At 74.8% G+C, this 3550-nt stretch carries 4 protein-coding genes; 2 read left to right on the top strand and 2 right to left on the bottom strand.

The window, feature by feature from the left end; all coding sequences use genetic code 11:
• Positions 1-144: 144 nt before the first annotated feature.
• The gene (locus ACFWFR_RS18550; protein ID WP_056645814.1) at positions 145-549 is read left to right on the top strand and encodes an FKBP-type peptidyl-prolyl cis-trans isomerase; all 405 of its coding nucleotides are present in this window, start codon (positions 145-147) and stop codon (positions 547-549) included.
• Between the two features lie 41 nt (positions 550-590).
• On the opposite strand, the gene ACFWFR_RS18555 is transcribed toward ACFWFR_RS18550, so the two are convergent.
• Together ACFWFR_RS18555 and ACFWFR_RS18560 are read right to left on the bottom strand one after the other, a co-directional pair.
• Positions 591-1877: a class I SAM-dependent methyltransferase gene (locus ACFWFR_RS18555; RefSeq protein ID WP_377624065.1), complete on the bottom strand. Its 1287-nt coding sequence runs from the start codon at positions 1875-1877 to the stop codon at positions 591-593.
• Positions 1878-1911: 34 nt separating this feature from the next.
• Positions 1912-2781: a LysR family transcriptional regulator ArgP gene (locus ACFWFR_RS18560; RefSeq protein ID WP_377618953.1), complete on the bottom strand. Its 870-nt coding sequence runs from the start codon at positions 2779-2781 to the stop codon at positions 1912-1914.
• Positions 2782-2850: 69 nt separating this feature from the next.
• On the opposite strand from ACFWFR_RS18560, the gene ACFWFR_RS18565 reads away from it, so the two are divergent.
• Positions 2851-3462 carry a LysE/ArgO family amino acid transporter gene (locus tag ACFWFR_RS18565; protein WP_377618951.1) on the top strand — a complete coding sequence of 204 codons (612 nt, stop codon included), beginning with the start codon at positions 2851-2853 and terminating at the stop codon, positions 3460-3462.
• Positions 3463-3550: the final 88 nt, after the last annotated feature.

The raw sequence follows: 3550 nt of genomic DNA on the forward strand, positions 1-3550 counted from the left end.
GCGGTGCCCGACGGCGGAGCGCACCCGGGAGCGCGCGGTGCGCTCCGTCGTCGGGCACGCGGGACGGGCGAGCCGGGCCCGCCGGTGAGGCGCGACGCTTAGGCTTGTTCTCGAAACCCTGCACTCCCACCGAGAGGTAGCACCATGAGCACGCAGCTCCCCACCGCGTCCGGCACGTTCGGCGACAAGCCCGTCCTGACGTTCCCCGAGGGCGGCGCCCCCGCCGGCCTCCAGGTCCAGGTCCTCGAGGAGGGCAGCGGCCCGGTCGTCACCGCAGGCCGCACCATCGTCGTGAACTACCTGGGTCAGGTCTGGGACGGCGACATCTTCGACACCTCGTACGACCGCGGCCAGACCATCTCGTTCCCCATCGGGACCGGCGCGGTCATCGGCGGCTGGGACAAGGGCCTCGTGGGCCAGAACGTCGGATCGCGCGTCCTGCTCTCGATCCCGCCGGAGCACGGCTACGGCATGCGCGGCGTCCCGCAGGCGGGCATCGGCGGCACGGACACGCTGGTCTTCGTGGTGGACGTCGTCGGGGTCCAGTGACCTCGACCTCACGCGACTGACGGGCCGGGGCCCTCAGGTTCTCAACGGGCGACGCTGCGCGTCACCGTGAACTTGGGGCCCCGGCCCGCCTGCGTCGTGGGGCCCACCGCGCGCTCGAGCGCGGGGCGGTAGCGCAGGTGCGAGTTGTAGACCGTCCACAGCTCGCCGCCCGGGCGCAGCACGCGCCCCGCGGCCGCGAACATGCGGTGCGCGACGCCCGTGCTCAGGGCGGCGCCCTGGTGGAAGGGCGGGTTGCACAGCACGACGTCGGCGCTGCGTTCCGCGAGCGAGGAACCCACGTCGTCGCGCACCACGCGCACCCGCTCGCCCACACCGCCGGCCGCGGCCGTGGCGCGGGCCGAGCGCACCGCGGCCTCCGACTGGTCGGTCGCCACGACCACGGCGTCCGGGCGCGAGCGCGCGAACGACACCGCGAGGATGCCCGTGCCGCAGCCCAGGTCCACGGCGTCGCGCGCGTCGGGCGAGACCCGGTCGAGGAAGCCCAGGAGGTAGCGCGTGCCGATGTCGAGGCTCGCACCCGCGAACGCCGCCCCGTACGCGACCACGTCGAGGTCGAGCTCCGCCAGGTGCTCGGTCACGGGATAGGTGAGGCCGACGCCGGGACGGGGCCCGCGCGCCACCAGTACGCGCGACTTCTGCCGAGCGAGGCTCGCCCGCACGTCCGTGAAGGACTCGGCCAGGACGTCGTTCATGGTCGGGGTCATGTGCTTGAGGCGGCCACCGGCGAGCACCACCACGTCCGGCGCGGCGAAGCGCGCCACGTGCTCCGCGACGTCGCGCAGCGCGGCGAGCGAGCGCGGGAGCTGGAGCAGGACGACGCGCGCGCCCCGCAGCAGGTCCTCGCCGAGCGGGAGGTGGGTGAAGGTGGCAGTCAGTCCCGCCTGGCCGTGGACCGTCGCCTCGTGCGCGTTCCGGTCGAGCGCGAGCTCGCTCGTCAGCGCGTCCTGGTGGACCCGGATCCCCGTGAGCCCGTGCGCGACCGCGGCACCCAGGGTCAGCGCCCCGAACCGGTCGTCGATCACGACGACCTCACCCGGGCCGCTCGCAGCCAGGGCGCTCGCCGCCTCGTCGAGCAGCAACCGGTCCGTCGCGTCGACCGCGACGAGCGGAGGGTCTGCCGCGCCGCCGCGCGGGTGAGCGGGATCGTCGTCGGGCGAGAAGCGCTCGAGCCCCGCGAGCAGCCGGTCGAGGGCGGCCTGGTCCCGGAGCGCCGCGGCGTCAGGCTGTGCGGCGCGGCCTGGGCCGGCCGGGCCGTCGGACGGGACGGAGCTGCGGGGAAGTCGTTCGTCGGAAGTGGGGGAGGGCACGGGACAAGTCTGCCCTGCCCCGTGGTGCCCGGCGTCAGCGCAGGTGGGTGGCCGCGGCCTCGCGGACGGCCGTCGCGACCCTGTCGAGCGTGGGTGAGTGCAGGCGCCACTGCTGCCAGTACTGCGGCACGGTCAGGCTCGCTGCGTCGTCGAACCCCACGAGCAGGCCCGCCGCCTCCGGCTCCCGGCTCTGGAGGTCCGGCAGCATGCCCCAGCCCATGCCGAGCTCGACCGCGCGCAGGAACTCGTGCGAGGCCGGGACGTGGTGGCGCGGGCCGCCCGCGCGCCCGCCCAGGTAGCGGTCCTGGAGGTCGTCCTTGCGGTCGAACACGAGGACGGGCGCCGCTGCGAGTGCGGCGGCGGTGGGGCCGTCGGGGAACCAGCGCTCGACGAACGCCGGGCTCGCGAACGGCCGGTAGCGCATCCGGCCCAGCCGCGTCGAGCGGCAGCCGGGGACGGCCTCGGCGACCGACGTGATCGTGGCGACGGCCTTCCCGTCCCGCAGGAGGTCGATCGAGTGGTCCTGGTCCTCGCGCAGGATCTCCAACCGGGCCCAGGCCGAGGCCTCGGCGAGCACGGGAAGGGCCCAGGTCGTCAGGGCGTCGCCCGTGATGACGAGCGTGAGCTCGGGGGTGTCTCCCTCGGCCAGGTCGAGCTCGGCCAGGACCTCGGCGTGCTGGAGGGCGAGCCGGCGTGCGTGGCGCACGAGCACCTCGCCCGGCGCCGTGAGCGTCGCGGGCCGTCCCCGGCGCACCAGCACCTGGCCCACGGCGGCCTCGAGCGCGCGCATGCGCTGGCTGATCGCGGACGGGGTCACTCCGAGCTGCTGCGCGGCGGCCTCGAACGTGCCCGCGGTCGCGATCGCGTCGAGTGTCCGGAGCTGGTCGGGCTGAAGATCCACCATGAGTAGATCTTAAGGTTCTGCAGAAACATTCGCTGTACTGAACCGCTGGCCCTGCCTACCGTGGAGGACGTGACCACCCTCGCGCCCCTGCTCGCCGGCCTCGGCACCGGACTGTCCCTGATCGTCGCGATCGGGTCGCAGAACGCGTTCGTCCTGCGGCAAGGGCTGCGGCGCGAGCACGTCCTGCCCGTGGTCCTGGTGTGCGCGCTGTCGGACCTGGTGCTCATCGCCGCGGGCGTCGCCGGCCTGGGCGTCCTCGTCTCGAGCGCCCCCGTGCTGCTCGCGGTCGTGCGCTGGGGCGGGGCCGCGTTCCTGCTCGTCCTGGCGGTCCAGGCCGCCCGGCGCGCGCTGCGCCCCGCGACCCTCGAGGCGGCCGAGGGTGGGCTGCGGATGTCGGTGGGTGCCGCCGTCGGGACCGCGCTCGCCCTCACGTGGCTCAACCCGCACGTCTACCTCGACACGGTCCTGCTGCTCGGCTCGCTCGCGGCAGCGTACGGGGAGAGCGGTCGCTGGGTCTTCGGCATCGGGGCCGGGATCGCGAGCCTCGTCTGGTTCACGGCGCTGGGCTTCGGGGCGCGTGTGCTCGCGCCGCTCTTCGCGCGCCCGGTCGCGTGGCGCGTGCTCGACGGCGGGATCGCGCTCGTCATGGCCGTGCTCGCGGTCGTGCTCGTCGTGCGCTGACGGGTCGGCTCGCGGTGCCGAGCAGTTCCATGACTGCCGAACGGGAGCACGCGGTGGTGGCGGCGCGCACGGGGGCGTACGCCGCAAC

Source organism: Oerskovia sp. NPDC060287, assembly GCF_042726775.1.
GTDB classification, from domain to species: Bacteria; Actinomycetota; Actinomycetes; order Actinomycetales; family Cellulomonadaceae; genus Oerskovia; species Oerskovia merdavium.

Excerpts from the sequence above, each read along its gene's own strand:
- ACFWFR_RS18550 (WP_056645814.1), top strand. The coding sequence starts at position 145 with ATGAGCACGCAGCTCCCCACCGCGTCCGGCACGTTCGGCGACAAGCCC.
- ACFWFR_RS18560 (WP_377618953.1), bottom strand. The coding sequence starts at position 2,781 with ATGGTGGATCTTCAGCCCGACCAGCTCCGGACACTCGACGCGATCGCG.